Annotated in this window: 12 protein-coding genes and 2 tRNA genes; 10 read left to right on the top strand and 4 right to left on the bottom strand. The window is 73.9% G+C overall.

Annotated elements, in window-relative coordinates; genetic code table 11:
* Positions 1-269 precede the first annotated feature (269 nt).
* The 5 genes from ACFY4B_RS14965 to ACFY4B_RS14945 all read left to right on the top strand — a co-directional run bounded on the left by ACFY4B_RS14965 (position 270) and on the right by ACFY4B_RS14945 (position 5,237).
* The gene (locus tag ACFY4B_RS14965) at positions 270-1,250 is read left to right on the top strand and encodes an ABC transporter permease (RefSeq protein ID WP_387968165.1); all 981 of its coding nucleotides are present in this window, start codon (positions 270-272) and stop codon (positions 1,248-1,250) included.
* Positions 1,251-1,265: 15 nt separating this feature from the next.
* The gene (locus ACFY4B_RS14960; RefSeq protein WP_387968163.1) at positions 1,266-2,240 is read left to right on the top strand and encodes an ABC transporter permease; all 975 of its coding nucleotides are present in this window, start codon (positions 1,266-1,268) and stop codon (positions 2,238-2,240) included.
* Positions 2,237-4,312, top strand: coding sequence for a dipeptide ABC transporter ATP-binding protein (locus ACFY4B_RS14955; protein ID WP_387968161.1), 2,076 nt, complete (start codon positions 2,237-2,239; stop codon positions 4,310-4,312). The genes ACFY4B_RS14960 and ACFY4B_RS14955 overlap by 4 nt, the downstream gene beginning before the upstream one ends.
* A 70-nt stretch (positions 4,313-4,382) precedes the next feature.
* Positions 4,383-4,456, top strand: a tRNA-Lys gene (locus ACFY4B_RS14950).
* Between the two features lie 73 nt (positions 4,457-4,529).
* The gene (locus ACFY4B_RS14945; protein WP_387968159.1) at positions 4,530-5,237 is read left to right on the top strand and encodes a GPP34 family phosphoprotein; all 708 of its coding nucleotides are present in this window, start codon (positions 4,530-4,532) and stop codon (positions 5,235-5,237) included.
* A 50-nt stretch (positions 5,238-5,287) separates the two neighbouring features.
* On the opposite strand, the gene ACFY4B_RS14940 is transcribed toward ACFY4B_RS14945, so the two are convergent.
* A complete protein-coding gene (locus ACFY4B_RS14940) occupies positions 5,288-6,172 on the bottom strand; it encodes an alpha/beta fold hydrolase (protein ID WP_387968157.1) in 885 nt (294 codons plus the stop codon).
* A complete protein-coding gene (locus ACFY4B_RS14935) occupies positions 6,169-6,960 on the bottom strand; it encodes a DUF998 domain-containing protein (protein ID WP_082345204.1) in 792 nt (263 codons plus the stop codon). Before ACFY4B_RS14935 ends, ACFY4B_RS14940 begins: the two co-directional genes overlap by 4 nt.
* A gap of 188 nt (positions 6,961-7,148) precedes the next feature.
* Between ACFY4B_RS14935 and ACFY4B_RS14930 the strand changes: the two genes are divergently transcribed.
* From ACFY4B_RS14930 to ACFY4B_RS14920, 3 genes are all read left to right on the top strand, one after another.
* Positions 7,149-7,222, top strand: a tRNA-Lys gene (locus ACFY4B_RS14930).
* 393 nt (positions 7,223-7,615) lie between these two features.
* Positions 7,616-9,862: a transglycosylase domain-containing protein gene (locus ACFY4B_RS14925; RefSeq protein WP_387968155.1), complete on the top strand. Its 2,247-nt coding sequence runs from the start codon at positions 7,616-7,618 to the stop codon at positions 9,860-9,862.
* 167 nt (positions 9,863-10,029) lie between these two features.
* Positions 10,030-11,130 (top strand): DMT family transporter, encoded by a 1,101-nt coding sequence (locus tag ACFY4B_RS14920; protein WP_387968153.1) that lies wholly within the window; start codon positions 10,030-10,032, stop codon positions 11,128-11,130.
* Here ACFY4B_RS14920 and lepB read toward each other — a convergent pair.
* Both lepB and ACFY4B_RS14910 read right to left on the bottom strand, forming a co-directional pair.
* Positions 11,093-11,881, bottom strand: a complete 789-nt coding sequence (gene lepB / locus ACFY4B_RS14915) for a signal peptidase I (protein ID WP_387968151.1) — start codon at positions 11,879-11,881, stop codon at positions 11,093-11,095. The two genes, ACFY4B_RS14920 and lepB, sit on opposite strands and share 38 nt — an antisense overlap.
* A gap of 273 nt (positions 11,882-12,154) precedes the next feature.
* Complete coding sequence (locus ACFY4B_RS14910; protein WP_049649676.1) at positions 12,155-12,490, bottom strand: chorismate mutase; 336 nt, start codon at positions 12,488-12,490, stop codon at positions 12,155-12,157.
* Positions 12,491-12,766: 276 nt separating this feature from the next.
* On the opposite strand from ACFY4B_RS14910, the gene ACFY4B_RS14905 reads away from it, so the two are divergent.
* Positions 12,767-13,192: an OsmC family protein gene (locus tag ACFY4B_RS14905; RefSeq protein ID WP_049649677.1), complete on the top strand. Its 426-nt coding sequence runs from the start codon at positions 12,767-12,769 to the stop codon at positions 13,190-13,192.
* A 441-nt stretch (positions 13,193-13,633) separates the two neighbouring features.
* On the top strand, positions 13,634-15,802 hold the full coding sequence (locus ACFY4B_RS14900; protein WP_387968149.1) for a putative bifunctional diguanylate cyclase/phosphodiesterase: 2,169 nt from the start codon (positions 13,634-13,636) through the stop codon (positions 15,800-15,802).
* Positions 15,803-15,805 lie beyond the last annotated feature (3 nt).

Below are 15,805 nucleotides of genomic sequence, written 5' to 3'. Positions count from 1 at the left end.
GCAGAAGGTAACAGCGGATCAGATCCGCCACCAGGGGGAGGAGGGCACACCTGATCGAAAAGTCACACGCGGCAACACGGGCGCAACACCGCCTCAGTGCCCGGGTGCTTCACTCTCACCTGCGCTTTCCCAACTCACCGATCAGTCAATCGATCTGACGATCCGCCGAACCCTGCCAACCGACGCCCCGAACGGGCCCGGACCGGAGGCCCCCACCCGATGCCCACCAGACGCGTCGGCCCCACCCGCACCGTGACGGGCGGCCGTTGATGCTCCGCTTCCTGACGAAGCGGCTGAGCTACTACGCGGTGCTGCTGATCGCCGCCGTCTTCCTGGCGTACGCGATCTCCGCGACCGCCCTGCAACCGCGCACCTACTTCGACGCCAAGGTCCCCCGCCCGGCCGTCGAATCGGTCGAACGCCAGCTCACCGCGCTCAACCTGAACGACCACACCCCGGTCGTCGAACGCTTCGGCCACTGGGCCGGCGGGCTGCTCCACGGCGACCTCGGCCGGACCATCCACGACACCCCGGCCACCGACGACTTCGGCCGCCGGGTCTGGGTCTCGCTGCGGCTGCTGCTGCTCGGCAGCCTGCTGGGCATGGTCCTCGGCGTCGCGGCCGGGGCCTGGAGCGCGGTGCGCCAGTACCGGATCTCCGACCGGCTGCTCACCGTGCTGTCCTTCGTGCTGCTCTCCACCCCGGTCTTCCTGGTCGCGCTGTTCCTCAAGAACGGCGCCATCGCCGCCAAGGACGCGGCCGGCCACGACGTCATCCCGTTCACCGGCTACGAGACCCCCGGGCTCACCGGCGGCCTCGGCACCCACCTCGCCGACTGGGCGCTGCACCTGCTGCTGCCCACCATCTCGCTGGCCCTCGGCGGCCTCGCCACCTACAGCCGCTACCAGCGCGGCACCATGCTCGACGTGCTCGGCTCCGACTACCTGCGCACCGCCGAGGCCAAGGGCCTGACCCGCGGCCGGGCGCTGCTCAAGCACGGGCTGCGGACCGCGGTGATCCCGATGTCGACCATGTTCGCCTACAGCTTCCTGGGCATCTTCACCGGCGCGATCTTCACCGAGACGATCTTCGGCTGGCACGGCATGGGCGAGTGGCTGATCCAGTCGATCAACGAGCAGGACGTCAACTCGGTGGTGGCGATCAACCTGTTCACCGCCGTCGTCGTGCTCGTCTCCGGCTTCCTCGCGGACACCCTGCACGCCGCCCTCGACCCGCGCGTGCGGTCCTGACCGGAGGAGAGCCGAATGACCACCACCGTCGCCGAGCCCTCCGCCCCGGCCACCGCCCCCCGGGGCACCGGCCGCGGACGGCTCGTCCTCAGCCGGCTGCTCGCCGCCCGCGGCGCCGTCGCCGGGGCCGTCATCGTCCTGCTGCTGTTCCTGCTCGCCTTCGGCGGCGCGTACCTCACACCCTGGGACTACGCCGCCCCGGACTTCTCCGCGCTGCACCAACCCCCTTCCGCCGAGCACTGGTTCGGCACCAACGGGGTCGGCCAGGACGTCTTCGCGCAGACCGTCCGCGGCCTGCAGAAGTCGCTGGTCATCGGTCTGCTGGTGGCGCTGTTCTCCACCGTGCTGGCCTCCGTCGTCGGCGCCTGCGCCGGCTACTTCGGCGGCTGGACCGACCGGGCGCTGATGTTCCTGGTGGACCTGATGCTGGTCTTCCCGGCCTTCCTGATCATCACCATCGTCTCGTCCCGGCTGAAGAGCGCCGGCTGGATCGCCTTCGTCCTGCTGCTCGCGCTGTTCAACTGGATGATCACCGCCCGGGTGGTCCGCTCGATGACCGTCTCCCTGCGCGAGCGCGAATTCGTCCTCGCCGCACGGTTCATGGGCGTGCGGCCGCTGCGGATCATCAGCCGGCACATCCTGCCGAACGTCGCCTCCTTCCTCATCATCGACGCCACCATCGCGGTCGGCGGCGCCGTGATGAGCGAGACCGCGCTCTCCTACTTCGGCTTCGGGGTCAAGCCGCCGGACGTCTCGCTCGGCACCCTGCTCGCCGCCGGGACCGGCGAGGCCCCGGTGTTCCCCTGGCTGTTCTACTTCGCCGCCGGGCTGCTGGTGCTGTTCGTCCTCGCCGTCAACCTGATCGGGGACGGGCTGCGCGACGCCCTCGACCCCACCTCCGGGACGGCGCCCCGCCGTTCCCGGTCCGCCCGCCGCTCCCGGTCCACCCGCCGTTCCCACCGCCCTGCCAGCCGTAGGAAGCTCCCGTGACCACCACCGTCGAAACCCCGCTGCTCGCCGTCCGGGACCTGCGGGTCGACTTCGCCGGGCCCGACGGCCCGGTCCCCGCCGTCCGCGGGGTGGACCTCACCCTGCGGCGCGGCGAGACCCTCGGCATCGTCGGCGAGTCCGGCTCCGGGAAGTCCGTGACCGCGCTGTCCGTGCTCGGGCTGCTGCCCGGCACGGCGCGGGTCAGCGGCTCGGTGCGGCTGGACGGGCGGGAACTGGTCGGGCTGCCGGGCCGGGAGCTCGCCGCGATCCGCGGCCGCCGGATCGCCATGGTCTTCCAGGACCCGCTGTCCGCCTTCACCCCGGTCTACCGGATCGGCGACCAGATCGCCGAGGCGGTCCGCGTCCACCAGCGGGTGGACCGGGCCGCCGCGCGCCGCCGGGCCGCCGAACTCCTCGACCTGGTCGGCATCCCGGCACCCGACCGGGCCCTGGACAGCTTCCCGCACGAGTTCTCCGGCGGCATGCGGCAGCGCGCGATGATCGCCATGGCGGTCGCCAACGATCCCGACATCCTGCTCGCCGACGAGCCCACCACCGCCCTCGACGTCACTATCCAGGCCCAGGTGCTGGACGTGCTGCGCACCGCCCAGCGGGAGACCGGCGCGGCGCTCGTCCTGGTCAGCCACGACCTCGGGGTGATCGCCGGGGCGGCCGACCGGGTCGCGGTGATGTACGCCGGACGGGTGGTCGAGACGGCCGGGGTGGACGAGCTCTTCGCGGCCCCGCACCACCCGTACTCGCTCGGCCTGATCGGCGCGCTGCCCCGGCTGGACGGGCGCGGCGGTCCGCTCGTACCGATCCCCGGCACCCCGGCGCCGATGGCCGAACTGCCCCCGGGCTGCCCCTTCGCGCCGCGCTGCCCGCTCGCGGAGGAGCGCTGCACGACGGCCGAGCCCGCCCTGGAGGGTACGGAGGAGCACCTGTCCGCCTGCGTACGGTCGGCGGAGCTCGCCGAGCGACGGCCCGCGCCGGCCGAGGTCTACCCCGTTCCGGAGCTGCCGACGGCCGCCGCCGGCCCCGTCGACCGCTCCTCCCGGACGCCGGTGCTGTCGGTGAGCGGCCTGGAAAAAACGTTCCCCCTCCTCAAGGGCACGGTGTTCAAGCGCAAGGTCGGCGAGGTGTACGCGGTGGACGGCGTCGACCTGGACCTGCGGGAGGGCGAGACCCTCGGCCTGGTCGGGGAGTCCGGCTCCGGCAAGTCCACCACCCTGTTCGAACTGCTGCGGCTCGGCGCCCCGGAGACCGGCCGGATCGAACTGCTCGGCCACGACACCGCGACGCTCACCCGGGCCGAGGCCCACCGGCTCCGCGCCCGGGTGCAGATCGTCTTCCAGGACCCGATGGCCAGCCTCGACCCCCGGATGCCGATCGGCGACATCGTCGCCGAACCGCTGCTCGCCCAGCGCGCCCCGCGCGAGGAGATCGCCCGCCGGGTGCCCGAGCTGCTGCGCCAGGTCGGCCTCGACCCGGAGCACGCCGTCCGCTACCCGCACCAGTTCTCCGGCGGCCAGCGCCAGCGCGTCTCGATCGCCCGGGCCCTCGCCGTCCGGCCCGGGCTGCTGGTGCTGGACGAGCCGGTCTCCGCCCTGGACGTCTCCATCCAGGCCGGGGTGCTCAACCTGCTCCAGGCCCTCAAGGCCGAACTGGGCCTCTCCTACCTGTTCGTCTCGCACGACCTCTCGGTGATCCGGCACCTCGCCGACCGGGTCAGCGTGATGTACCTCGGCCGGACGGTCGAGCAGGGCGAGGTCTCCGCCGTCTTCGACCGCCCCCGCCACCCGTACACCCGCGCCCTGCTCTCCGCCGTCCCGCTGCCCGACCCCGCCGCCGAGCGCGCCCGCGACCGCGTCCTGCTGGCCGGCGACCCGCCCCCGCCCACCGAGCGCCGCACCGGCTGCGTCTTCCGCACCCGCTGCCCGCGCTACGCCGCGCTCACCGCCCCGGCGGACCGGGCCCGCTGCGAACAGGAGCGGCCGGCCCTGCTCGGCGCCCCCGGGGCGGACCACCAGGCGGCCTGCCACCACCCGGAGCCGGCAACCCGGGGGCAGTGACAATCGGTGATCACTCGAACACGATTCGGTGGATCCGGTCGGCGGCGTGTAAAGTCTTCGACGTCAGCAAGCGCCGCTAGCTCAGTTGGTTAGAGCAGCTGACTCTTAATCAGCGGGTCCGGGGTTCGAGTCCCTGGCGGCGCACATGGCAAGGTCTCAGGCCGTCCACTCCGGTGGGCGGCCTGAGGCGTTTCCCGGCCGGGTAGGCCTTCTCCCCATGAACTCCCCCGACACCGGCACCCGGCCCCTGGCCGAGGAACTGCTGCTGCTCTGCGCCGACCCGGCGGACGGACGCCTTCGGATCCCCGCCCTCACCCTCTCGACGGCGGTCGCGGGCGCCGTCCTCGCCGAGCTCCAGCTGGCCGGCACGATCACCGTCGACGGGCGCCGGATCACCGGCCACCGGCCGCCGGGCGACCAGGACGAACTCGCCGCCGCCGTCCTGGCCGACCTCGGGCAGGCGGGCGAGGGCCGGCCCCGGACCCTCGAACACGCGCTGCGCGCGCTGACCCACCCGCACGGCCGGGCGACCCACCACCACCTGGACCGGATGGTCGGGCAGGGCGTGCTGACCGTCCGGAGCCACCGCTTCCTCGGGCTGCCCTACCGCCGCTGGACGGCCGTGCGGCCGGACGCCGGAGCGCTGATCGCCGCCCGGACGGCGGCCACGCTGGCGCGCGCCGGGCTCTCTGGTCCGACTGGTCTCTCTGGTCCGACCGGTGCGGCTGATCCGACCGATCCGGCCGACGAGCGCGACCGGCAGCTGGCCGGCCTGATCGGGGCGGCCGGGCTGGAGCGCCGGCTCTACCGGGGTCCGGACGGCGCCGAGACCCGGCACGCCGTCCGGCAGCTGGCCCGCGACCTGCCGGTCCCCCGGGCCGTGAAGCGGGAGATCACCCGGCGGAGGTCCCAGTCCGGGGGCTGATCCGTGCTCCGGCACCCGCCCTCACGGCCTCCGGCACCCGGGCCGACCGCTCAGTGGGTGTCGAGCACCGCCGAGGCCACCGCGTCCGGGCGGTCGAACATCACCAGGTGCCCGGCCGGGGCGGTGGTGCGGAAGTCCGCCCCGAGCAGCGCCGCCAGCTCCCGCTGCCGGGCCAGCCAGTCCTCGGTGCGGCGGGTCCGGCAGCCGTCGTCGGCGGCCAGCACGGTCACCGGCAGGTCCTCGGCCAGCGGCCGGGTGCGCCGCAGCTCGTCCAGTTCGGCGGCCGTGTCGAGGTAGCGGCCGTTCTCCCGCAGCAGCGCGCGCAGCGCCCGCCCGGTGCGGTAGCAGTGCCGGACCAGCGGCGCCGGGGCGAGGTCCTCGCGGCGGACGGTGGACAGCCGGGCCATGGCCCGGCGGGCGGTCGGGCCCAGCAGGTAGGGCACGGCGAGGGCGGTGGCGGCGCCGGCCACCGCCCGGGCCGCCAGGTCGCGCGCGGCGGGCGCCGGGTAGGGCCGGGCCGCCGCCTCCACGCTGCCGTCCACCAGCACCAGTCCGGCGGTCCGCTCGGGGTGCAGCCGGGCGAAGGCCTCGACGTGGAAGCCCGCGAGCGAGTGCCCGACCACGGTGCAGCGTTCCCGCAGCCCGAGGCCGTCCAGCACCGCCCGGATGCGCCCGGCCTCGCCGGCCGCCGTCGGCGCGGGCCGCCCGGTGGCGGGCTCCCCGGCGCTCAGCCCGTAACCGGGCCGGTCGAAGCGGACCACGGTGCGGTACGGGGTGAGGAAGGGGACGACCAGGTCCCAGTCGAACCAGCTGCTGCCGAGGCCGCCGGAGAGCAGGCAGACCGGGCCGCTGCCCTCGGTGCGGACGTGCAGCGGGACGCCGTCGACGCGCAGGAAGCGCGCCCGGTCGACGGCCTCCGGTCCGGCGGTGCTCATGTCGGCCTCCGTCCCGGGGACGGTTCGGTCGGTCGGCGCCGCCCCTCGTCCCCCTGGTTCACCTCGGCGTCCTCGGCGTCCTCGTCCGTACCGTCCGAGCGGGCGACGCCCAGGGCCAGCAGGCCGAGCCAGAGCGCGACCAGCAGCACCTGGAGCCGCTGCCCGGCCCCGAGCGCCCAGGTGCCGTGCCCGGCCTGGAAGGCGGCGATCGAGGCGAGGCTCCAGCCGGTGGCGAGCAGCTCGGCGCCCAGCAGCCAGGGCCCGAACCGGCGCACCGGCGGCCACCAGTGGTAGCGCCGGGCGGCCACGGTGAGCGAGACCAGCGCGGTGAGCGCCCCGGCCATGGCGAGGCTGCTGGTGACCGCGTGCGCGGTGTGGGTGGCGGGGACGAGCCCGGCGGTCTCCCGGGCGGCGCACATCTCGTCGCTGGTGGGGGCGCAGCTGAGCGGCAGCCGGGAGTCGGCGGCGGTCGCGGCGCCGAACAGGGCGAGCGCGGACCAGCCGGCCAGCGCCCAGCGCCGCCGCCGCGAGGCCCCGACCCGCCCGGTGGCGAGGGCGGTGCCGGCGGCGGCGAGCAGGCAGAGTCCGGCGGCCAGGTCGGTGGCCCGGAACAGGCCGCCCAGCGGCTGGTCCTCGGCGGCGAGTTCGCTGATGTACGCCTGCACCGGGTCGAGTCCGGTGCTCAGCACGACCTCCAGCACCCAGGCGGTGTACGCCACGGCGCTGAGCAGCAGCAGGGTGGCGACCGTCGTCCGCGCGGCGCGGTGGCCTGGCTGGGGGCGGGGCACCGTTCCACCCTAACCAGCGGCGAACTCCGGACCAACCGGAAGGAAAGGGGCGGATCGATCGGCCGCCGCCCGGGTCGTTCGCGGGTGCCCCGGGGTCGACCCGGGGGCGGCTCGGCGACGGTTCGGTGATGGCTCGGTGATGGTTCGAGGCACCCCTCGGAACCGTGTATTGTTTTCCAGGTCAGCAGGCGCCGCTAGCTCAGTTGGTTAGAGCAGCTGACTCTTAATCAGCGGGTCCGGGGTTCGAGTCCCTGGCGGCGCACAGACATTTGGGGAGCCTCTCGCAGCAGCGAGGGGCTCCCCGATTTTTTGGCCTCCGACGTCCGTTTTGCGTGTGATGTCGGTCTCGATTGGCGATCCGCCGGAGCTATCCGGCCCGTTCTGCTCGTCCAGGGCAGTAAAACCGGAATCGGGACAAAGGTCCCCAACCGCCGATGTCCCCGTCCGTGCCGGGCTGCCTCGATGCGCCCGCAGGAAAGGCCGCGCTTTGTCCAGAAACGCCCAGGGCGGCCGTCGCACGCCGTCGATCAGTCTCCGGCCGGTCAAACGGCTCAAGCGCTCCGCCGGCCCGGCCGGCGGGTCCGGCGGGTCCGGCGGCAGGAAGCCGCGACGTCCGAAGCGCACCGGCTGGCGCCGGCTGATACCCACCTGGCGGATGACCCTGCTGGGCTTCGGCTCCGCGCTGCTGCTCGGCATCGGTCTGTTCGCCCTCGGGATCGCCCTGGTGAAGGTGCCGGACGCGCACGCCGCCGCCACCGCCCAGAGCAACACCTGGCTCTACGCGGACGGTTCGGTGCTCACCCGCACCGGCCAGACCAACCGGCAGAACGTCTCCCTGGACAAGGTCTCCCCCGCCGCCCAGCACGCCGCGCTGGCCGCCGAGGACCGGAACTTCTACAACGAGGGCGCGATCAACGTCCAGGGCCTGGCCCGGGCCGCGGTCAACACCGCCAAGGGCCAGGGCACCCAGGGCGGCTCCACCATCACCCAGCAGTACGTGAAGAACACGTACCTGAACCAGAAGCAGTCGGTCACCCGCAAGGTGAAGGAACTGTTCATCGCCATCAAAGTGGACGCCACCGAGAGCAAGAACGACATCCTCTCCGGCTACCTGAACACCTCGTACTACGGCCGCGGCGCCTACGGCATCCAGGCCGCCTCCCAGGCGTACTTCGGCATCGACGCGTCCGCCCTCGATCCCGCCCAGGGCGCCTACCTGGCCACCCTGCTGAACGCCCCGAGCGCCTACGACGTCGCCACCGCGACCGCGGCGGGCAAGCAGAACGCCGTCAACCGCTGGAACTACGTGCTCGACGGCATGGTCAAGGAGGGCTGGCTCTCCGCGGACGAGCGGGCCAGGACCGCCTTCCCGGAGGTCCGGGACCCCCAGCCCAACCCGGGCCTGTCCGGCCAGGCCGGCTACCTGGTCGACGCGGCCACCCAGTACCTCACCTCCAGCGGCGTGATCAACGAGACCGAGCTGGCCAAGGGCGGCTACACGATCAAGCTGAGCATCGACCCGGCCCGCCAGCAGGCCCTCCAGGACTCCGTCCAGGCCCAGCTGCACGACAACCTGAACCCGGACAAGCGGAAGAAGGACGCGGCCGCCCAGGCCGGCGCCGCCTCGGTGGACCCGAAGACCGGCGCGGTCGTCGCCCTGTACGGCGGCGTCGACTACGTGAAGCACTACGTCGACAACGCCACCCGGCGCGACTACCAGGCCGGCTCGACCTTCAAGGCGATCGCGCTGGCCGCCGCCTTCGAGAACAACGCCAAGACCCAGGAGGGTCGCACCGTCACCCCGCGCACGGTCTACGACGGCACCAGCGGCCGGAAGGTCCGCGGCGGCAAGGGCACCCCGTACGCGCCGCCGAACGAGGGCGACAAGAGCTACGGCCAGATCACCCTCCAGCAGGCCACCGACTGGTCGGTCAACTCGGCGTTCGCGCAGCTCGCGCAGGACACCGGGCTCCAGAAGGTCAAGGACACCGCCGTCGCGATGGGCCTGCCCGGCAACACCCCGGGCCTCGACCCGGTGCCGTCCATCCCGCTGGGCGCGGCCACCCCGAGCGTGCTCGACATGGCGGGCGTGTACGCCACGCTGGACAACGGCGGCAAGCAGATCACCCCGTGGCTGGTGCAGTCGGTGGACCGCGAGGGCGAGAACGTCGCGCTGCCCGCGCACAAGACCACCCAGGCGATCAGCGAGGACACCGCCAACCAGGTCACCTCGATGCTCCAGGGCGTGGTGAGCGACCCGGGCGGCACCGGCTGGCGGGCCAAGGGCCTCGGCCGCCCGGTGGCGGGCAAGACCGGCACCACCGACGACCAGAAGTCGGTCTGGTTCGTGGGCTACACCCCCGAGCTGGTCACCTCGGTCGCCCTGTTCGGCCAGGACCCGGGCAACGGCTCCCAGGTCAGCCTGAGCGGCGTCGGCGGCATCGACGGCGCGGCCGGCGGCCAGTTCCCGGCCCAGATCTGGACGAGCTACATGAAGTCCGCACTCAAGGGCCAGCCGGTCAGCGACTTCGCCACCCCGGCGGGCGGCGACTCCTCGGGCGCCACCGACCTGCCGACCGCCCCGAGCACGCCGAGCAGCGCCCCGTCGACGGGCGCCCCCAGCGGCGCTCCGAGCACCGGCCCCACCACGGCGCCGGGCGACGGCTCGGGCTCGACCCCGTCGGGCGGCACCGACGGCGGCGCGACCACCGCGCCGACGGCCCCGCCGACCAGCCAGCCCACCACCCAGCCCACCCGGCCGCCCCGGCCCACCTCGAAGCCGACGCAGACCACCCAGCCGACCGCGCCCCCGACCAGCCAGCCGACCGGCCAGCCCACGGGCGGGACGGGCGGGACGGACGCGCTCACGGGGGCGGGCGCCTCGTCCCGGTCCGGGGGCTGACGGGGGTCCGATCACCCCGGCCCGTTCACTCGGCCCCGGCCGCCCGCTCTCAGCTGAGACCGGGCGGCCGGGGCCGAGTGATTTCGCCGCTGCGTACGGTGAAGGGCAGGACCGAATGACGGAATGGCGCCTTACCCGATCATTGGTATGACTGTCACAATGCGGCCGTGCACAGATCAACGGCCTCGCCCACCCTCCCTTCGGGCAGAACCCTCGGCCTCGGCCTCGCGCTCGTCTCCGCCTTCGCCTTCGGCGGCTCCGGCACCGCGGCCAAGCCGCTGATAGAGGCCGGACTCTCCCCCCTGCACGTGGTGTGGCTCCGCGTCACCGGGGCGGCGGTGGCACTCCTCCCGATCGCCTACCGGCACCGGGACGCCGTCCTGCGCCGCCCCGGCCTGCTGCTCGGCTTCGGCCTGCTCGCCGTGGCGGGCGTCCAGGCCTGCTACTTCGCGGCGATCTCCCGCATCCCGGTCGGCGTCGCCCTGCTCATCGAGTACCTCGGCCCGCCGCTGCTGATCGGCTACGTCAAGTTCGTCCAGCGCAAGCCGATCACGCGCGGCGCGGCCATCGGCGCCGGCGTCGCGGTGGCCGGGCTGGCCTGCGTGGTCGAGGTCTGGAACGGTCTGAGCTTCGACGCGCTGGGCGTGCTGTTCGCCCTCGGCGCGGCCTTCTGCCAGGTCGGCTACTTCGTGCTCGCCGACGCCGGCCGGCACGGCGACCGCCCGGTCGACCCGCTCGCCGTCAGCGCGTTCGGGCTGCTCGTCGGCGCGGTGCTGCTCACCGTCCTCACCCGGCCGTGGCAGGCCGACTGGAGCCGGCTCGGCGGGTCGGTGGTGATGAACGGGCACACCCTGCCCGCGTTCGTCCCGGCCGCGTGGATGGTCCTGATCGCGACCGTGCTCGCCTACCTGACCGGGGTGATCTCGGTCGGCTACCTCTCGCCGCCGATCGCCGGGGTGGTCGCCAACCTGGAGGCCGTGGTCGCCACCGTGACGGCCTGGGTGCTGCTCGGCGAGCACCTCGGGGTGCCGCAGATCGCGGGCGGCCTGCTGGTGCTGACCGGCGCCTTCGCGGCGCAGGCGAGCAAGCCCGCGGAGGCGGGTTCGGGGACGGGCTCGGGAACGGGTTCAGGGACGGGCTCGGGAACGGGCTCGGGTTCAGACCCGGGGGCCGACGGCCCTGGAGCCGCCGGGCCCGGGGCCCCCGACCGGGTGGCCGCCGAGCGCGGGATCAGCGGCCGGTCCAGCCGAACCAGTCGAGGTGACTGAGCGGCCACACGACGGCCGACACCGGGCCGACCACGTTGTCCACCGGCACGGCGCCGCCGCCCGGGCCGTGCTGGTGGTACCGGGAGTCCGCGGAGTCGCTGCGGTGGTCGCCCTCGACCCAGACGTAGCCCGAGGGCACCTTCACCGGCCCGAAGTCCAGCCCGGCGCAGGAGTCGTCCCCGGGGTGCAGGTACGGCTCGTCGACCTTCCGCCCGTCGACGGTCAGTGTGGTGCCCTCGCACTGCACGGTCTGGCCGCCGGTCGCGATGACCCGCTTGACCAGGTAGTTGTCGTCCTTCGGCGGCACCAGGCCGACGAAGCTGAGCACCGAGCTCACGGCGTTGGTGACCGGGTTCGGGTCGGTCGGCTGCGGCGGCAGCCAGCCCCCCGGGTCCTTGAACACCACCGGCTGCCCCGGCTCCGGCTCCCAGCCGGTCAGCGGCGCCAGCTTGTTCACGCCGACCCGGTCGCCGATCCGCAGGGTGTTCTCCATCGAGCCGGACGGGATGGTGAACACCTGGAACAGGCAGGTCTTGATCAACAGCGCGACCACCAGGCCGACCGCCGCCATCACCGGCAGCTCGATCCACCACGGCCGGGGACGCCCGCCCGCCCGGCGGTCCGTACGGCCGCGCGAACCGCGCGCCCGACGGCGGGCCTCGGCGCGGCCGCCGGACACCTCGTGGACGTTCGACGCGGAGCCGCTGGGGGCTCCGGCCCCGCTGGGCGTTTCGGGCAGGTTCACCGCCATCGTCGCTGCTCCACCTCTCCGGCTGGGGAAACCTGCACGCTACGCCAACCGTGGAGCCTGACGAAATCGGTCATTTAGCCGCCGCCGACATCGCCAGGTGTCCCGGGGCCGCCCGGGGGCGCACTGGGGATCACCTGGGGACGGCCGGGAGCCGGGAGAGCCGGGAACGACCGGGGCCCGCTGCCGGCGGTCCGCTCCGTCTCCGTCTCCGGGTGGGGTGCGGGCTCCGGGCGCGGGGGCCTCCGGCCTCCGGGCGTGCGGGCTCCGGCCCGGTCAGGCGCGGGCGATGGCCTCGTGGTGGCGGATGACCTCGGCGATGATGAAGTTCAGGAACTTCTCCGCGAAGACCGGGTCCAGCTTCGCCCCCGCCGCCAGCTCCCGCAGCCGCTTGATCTGGTCCCGCTCGCGCGCCGGGTCGGCCGGCGGCAGCTTGTGCTCGGCCTTGAGCCGGCCGACCCGCTGGGTCGCCTTGAAGCGCTCGGCCAGCATGTGGACCACCGCGGCGTCGATGTTGTCGATGCTCTCGCGCAGGCTGGTCAGCTCGGCCCGTACGGCGTCGTCGATCCCCTGGGGCAGAGCGGCGTCGGGGGTCGTGGAGTGGTCCGTCATCGGGGCGGCTCCCGGTGTCTGGAGTGGGCGCCCGACCGTACGCCGGCCGGGCTCGGGCCCGGGCAAATCTAACAGGGCCCCTGCTCCGGCCCCGCACCGTCGGACGGAACCGTCCACGATCCGGACAGTGCCCCGGAGTCGCCCGTCGGCACCGCGCACCGCCTCCCCGCTGCGGCGTGACACGCCGGAGCGGGGAGGCCCCTGCCCGTAGGCTGGGGCACGCATGACCGGAAGTGACCGCTCGAACACTCTCCCTCAGCACTGGAGGAACCGATCGTGGCAACCACCCGCACCGCCCGTACGGCCTGGGAGGGCAACCTCGTCGCCGGCCAGGGCCAGGTGACCTTCGAATCGTCCGGCATCGGCACGTACCCGGTGTCCTGGCCGTCCCGCGCCGAGCAGGCCAACGGCAAGACCAGCCCGGAGGAGCTCATCGCCGGCGCCCACTCGGCGTGCTTCTCGATGGCCCTCTCCCACGGCCTCACCGGCGCTGGCACCCCGCCCACCACGCTGGAGACCCAGGCCGACGTCACCTTCCAGCCGGGCGAGGGCATCACCGGCATCCACCTGACCGTCACCGGCACGGTGCCGGGCCTGGACGAGGCGGGCTTCGTCAAGGCCGCCGAGGACGCCAAGGCCAACTGCCCGGTCAGCCAGGCCCTGACCGGCACCACCATCACCCTCACCGCCAAGCTGGCCTGAACCGCACCCCTCTTCTCCTCTTCTTCTTCACCGCGCCCCTCGGGGACCGGCCGGCGTCCGGCTCCCGGCCGGCGTCCGGCCCGCGGTCGGCGCGCGACCGGTCCGCGTCCGGCGCACGGTCGGCGCCCAGGGGCGCGGCTTCAGCGCACGCGCCCCTGGCGCACATCATGTGATGTGCACCGGGGGCGTCTGCACGTACCGCCATTCATGATCACAAAGCGGGCGAATCACCCTGGCGGCGGTCACCGCGTGTTGCCGTCGCGGCCTATGATCGGCCGCAGCGCCCTGTCCTTCAGGCGGGTCCCCGCGCACCGGCGCCCCACGACGGGCGGCCCCGCAGCGGACCGACTCCGAGGACCACGACAGAGTGCGGAGCCGACCGCCGGGTCCCGACTGGCCGGCCGGACATCGTCAAGCGTCAGCAGCGGACGGGAGCATGCCGTGCCGGGCCAGAACGAGGGGGCCGACGCACACCACCCGGGCGGGCGGCACGAGGAGTCACCGTGCCACCGCCACCTCGCCTCTCCGGTCCTGGAACCGGTCCTCGATCCGGCCCTTGAACCGACCCTGGGACCCACCGCCGGATCAGCCGTCGGACCTGTCGTCGGACCTGTCGTCGGATCGACCGGCGGAACGGGCGGCGGGCCCGTCTCCGGATCCGTCACCGGGCCGGCCGCGGGGCCCGTCACCTCCTTCACCGCCTGCGGGACGCTGACCGAGCCGGAGCCGCTGCTCTGCCCCACCTGCGCGGCCCCGCTCAGCGGCGACGCCCACCGGGAGCGGGGGCTCACCCGTGGCAGCGGCCGGGAGAGCATCGACACCGACCGGCTGCTGGCGGCGCTGCGGGCCAGCGAGTCCCGGTTCCGGGCCGCCTTCTGCGACGCCGTCATCGGCATGGCCCTGATCGATGCCGAGGACCGGATCATCGAGGTCAACCCCGCCTTCGCCGCCCTGATCGGACAGGGCGTCGGCGACCTGGTCCGCACCCACCTGCACGAGATCATCGACCCGGAGGGCATGCCGGACCGGCTCTTCTCCGAACTCGTCCGCGGCGAGCGGGAACGGTTCCGCGTGGAGAAGCAGCTCAAGCACCGCGAGGGCCACACGGTCTGGAGCAAGGTCACCGTCTCGCTGATCCGGGACGGCGCCGGGGACCCCCTCTACACCCTCGCGCTGGTCGAGGACATCACCGAGCAGCGCCGGCTCGGCGACCGGCTGGAGTACCAGGCCCTGCACGACCCGCTGACCCGGCTGCCCAACCGGACCTACTTCTTCGAGCGGCTCGACGCCGCCTGCCTCGCGCCGACCGACCAGCCGGGCCCGGTCGGCGCCCCGGACGAACGCCGGGTCGGGGTCTGCTACCTGGACCTCGACGGCTTCGCGGCGATCAACGAGGCGCTCGGCCACCACATCGGCGACCAGCTGCTGATCGCCGTCGCCACCCGGCTGCGGCGCGGGTTCGACGGGCGCGACACCCACCTGGTGGCCCGGATGGGCGGCGACGAGTTCGCCGTGCTGGTCACCGACAGCCTGGGCAGCGAGCAGCTGACCGAGCTGGCCGCCCGGATCCTGGAGGTGCTGGAACGTCCCTTCGACGTGGCCGGGCACCGGCTGGTGGTCACCGCCAGCGTCGGCGTGGTCGAGCGGTCCGTGCACGAGACCACCTCGACCGACCTGGTCAAGGACGCCGACGCCACGCTCTACTGGTCCAAGGCCGACGGCCGCGCCCGCTGGACCCTCTACGACCCGGACCGCGGCGCCCACCAGCTCACCCGGCAGCTGCTCGCCACCGCGCTCCGCCCGGCCCTGGAACGCGGCGAGTTCGCGATCGAGTACCAGCCGCTGGTCGGCCTGGCCGACGGCACCGTGCACGGCGCGGAGGCGCTGGTCCGCTGGCGCCACCCCCGCTACGGGACACTCTCCCCGGACCGCTTCATCCCGCTCGCCGAGGAGACCGGCGCGATCGTGCCGCTCGGGACCTGGGTACTGGAGGAGTCCTGCCGCCAGGCCCGGCAGTGGCTCGCCGAGTTCCCCGAGACCGAGACCTTCGTGAGCGTCAACCTCGCCGCCCGCCAGATCTGGGACTCCGACATCGTCGCCGACGTCGCCCGGGCCCTCGAACGCACCGGCCTGCCGGCCCGACTGCTCCAACTGGAGATCACCGAGAGCGCCCTGCTCGGCCCCGGCGGCCGGCCCCTCCAGGCCCTCCAGGCGCTCGCCGACATGGGCGTGCGGATCGCGATCGACGACTTCGGCACCGGCTACTCCAACCTGGCCTACCTCTCCCGGCTGCCGGTGCACGTGCTCAAACTCGACGGCACCTTCATCGAGGGCTTCCGCGAGCCCTCCCCGACGGACCGGCCCGGCCGCCCGGAACTCGGCTCCCGCCGCAGCGACGCGGACGAGCAGATCGTCGGCGCGATGGTGCAGCTCGCCCACACCCTCGGCCTGACCGTCACCGCCGAGGGCATCGAGAGCGCCGCCCAGGCCGAACGCCTGCGGCTGACCGGCTGCGACACCGCCCAGGGCTGGTACTTCGCCCGCCCCGGCGAGGCCGAACTCGTCGCGGCCATACTCCGCGACGGCCGCCCCGCCCTACAGGGCCGCTAGCCG

It is taken from the genome of Kitasatospora sp. NPDC001261 (genome assembly GCF_042896795.1).
In the GTDB taxonomy this organism is placed as follows: Bacteria; Actinomycetota; Actinomycetes; order Streptomycetales; family Streptomycetaceae; genus Kitasatospora.
Note: the sequence above shows the minus strand (reverse complement) of the source record. Positions and strands in the feature narration are given on the sequence as shown.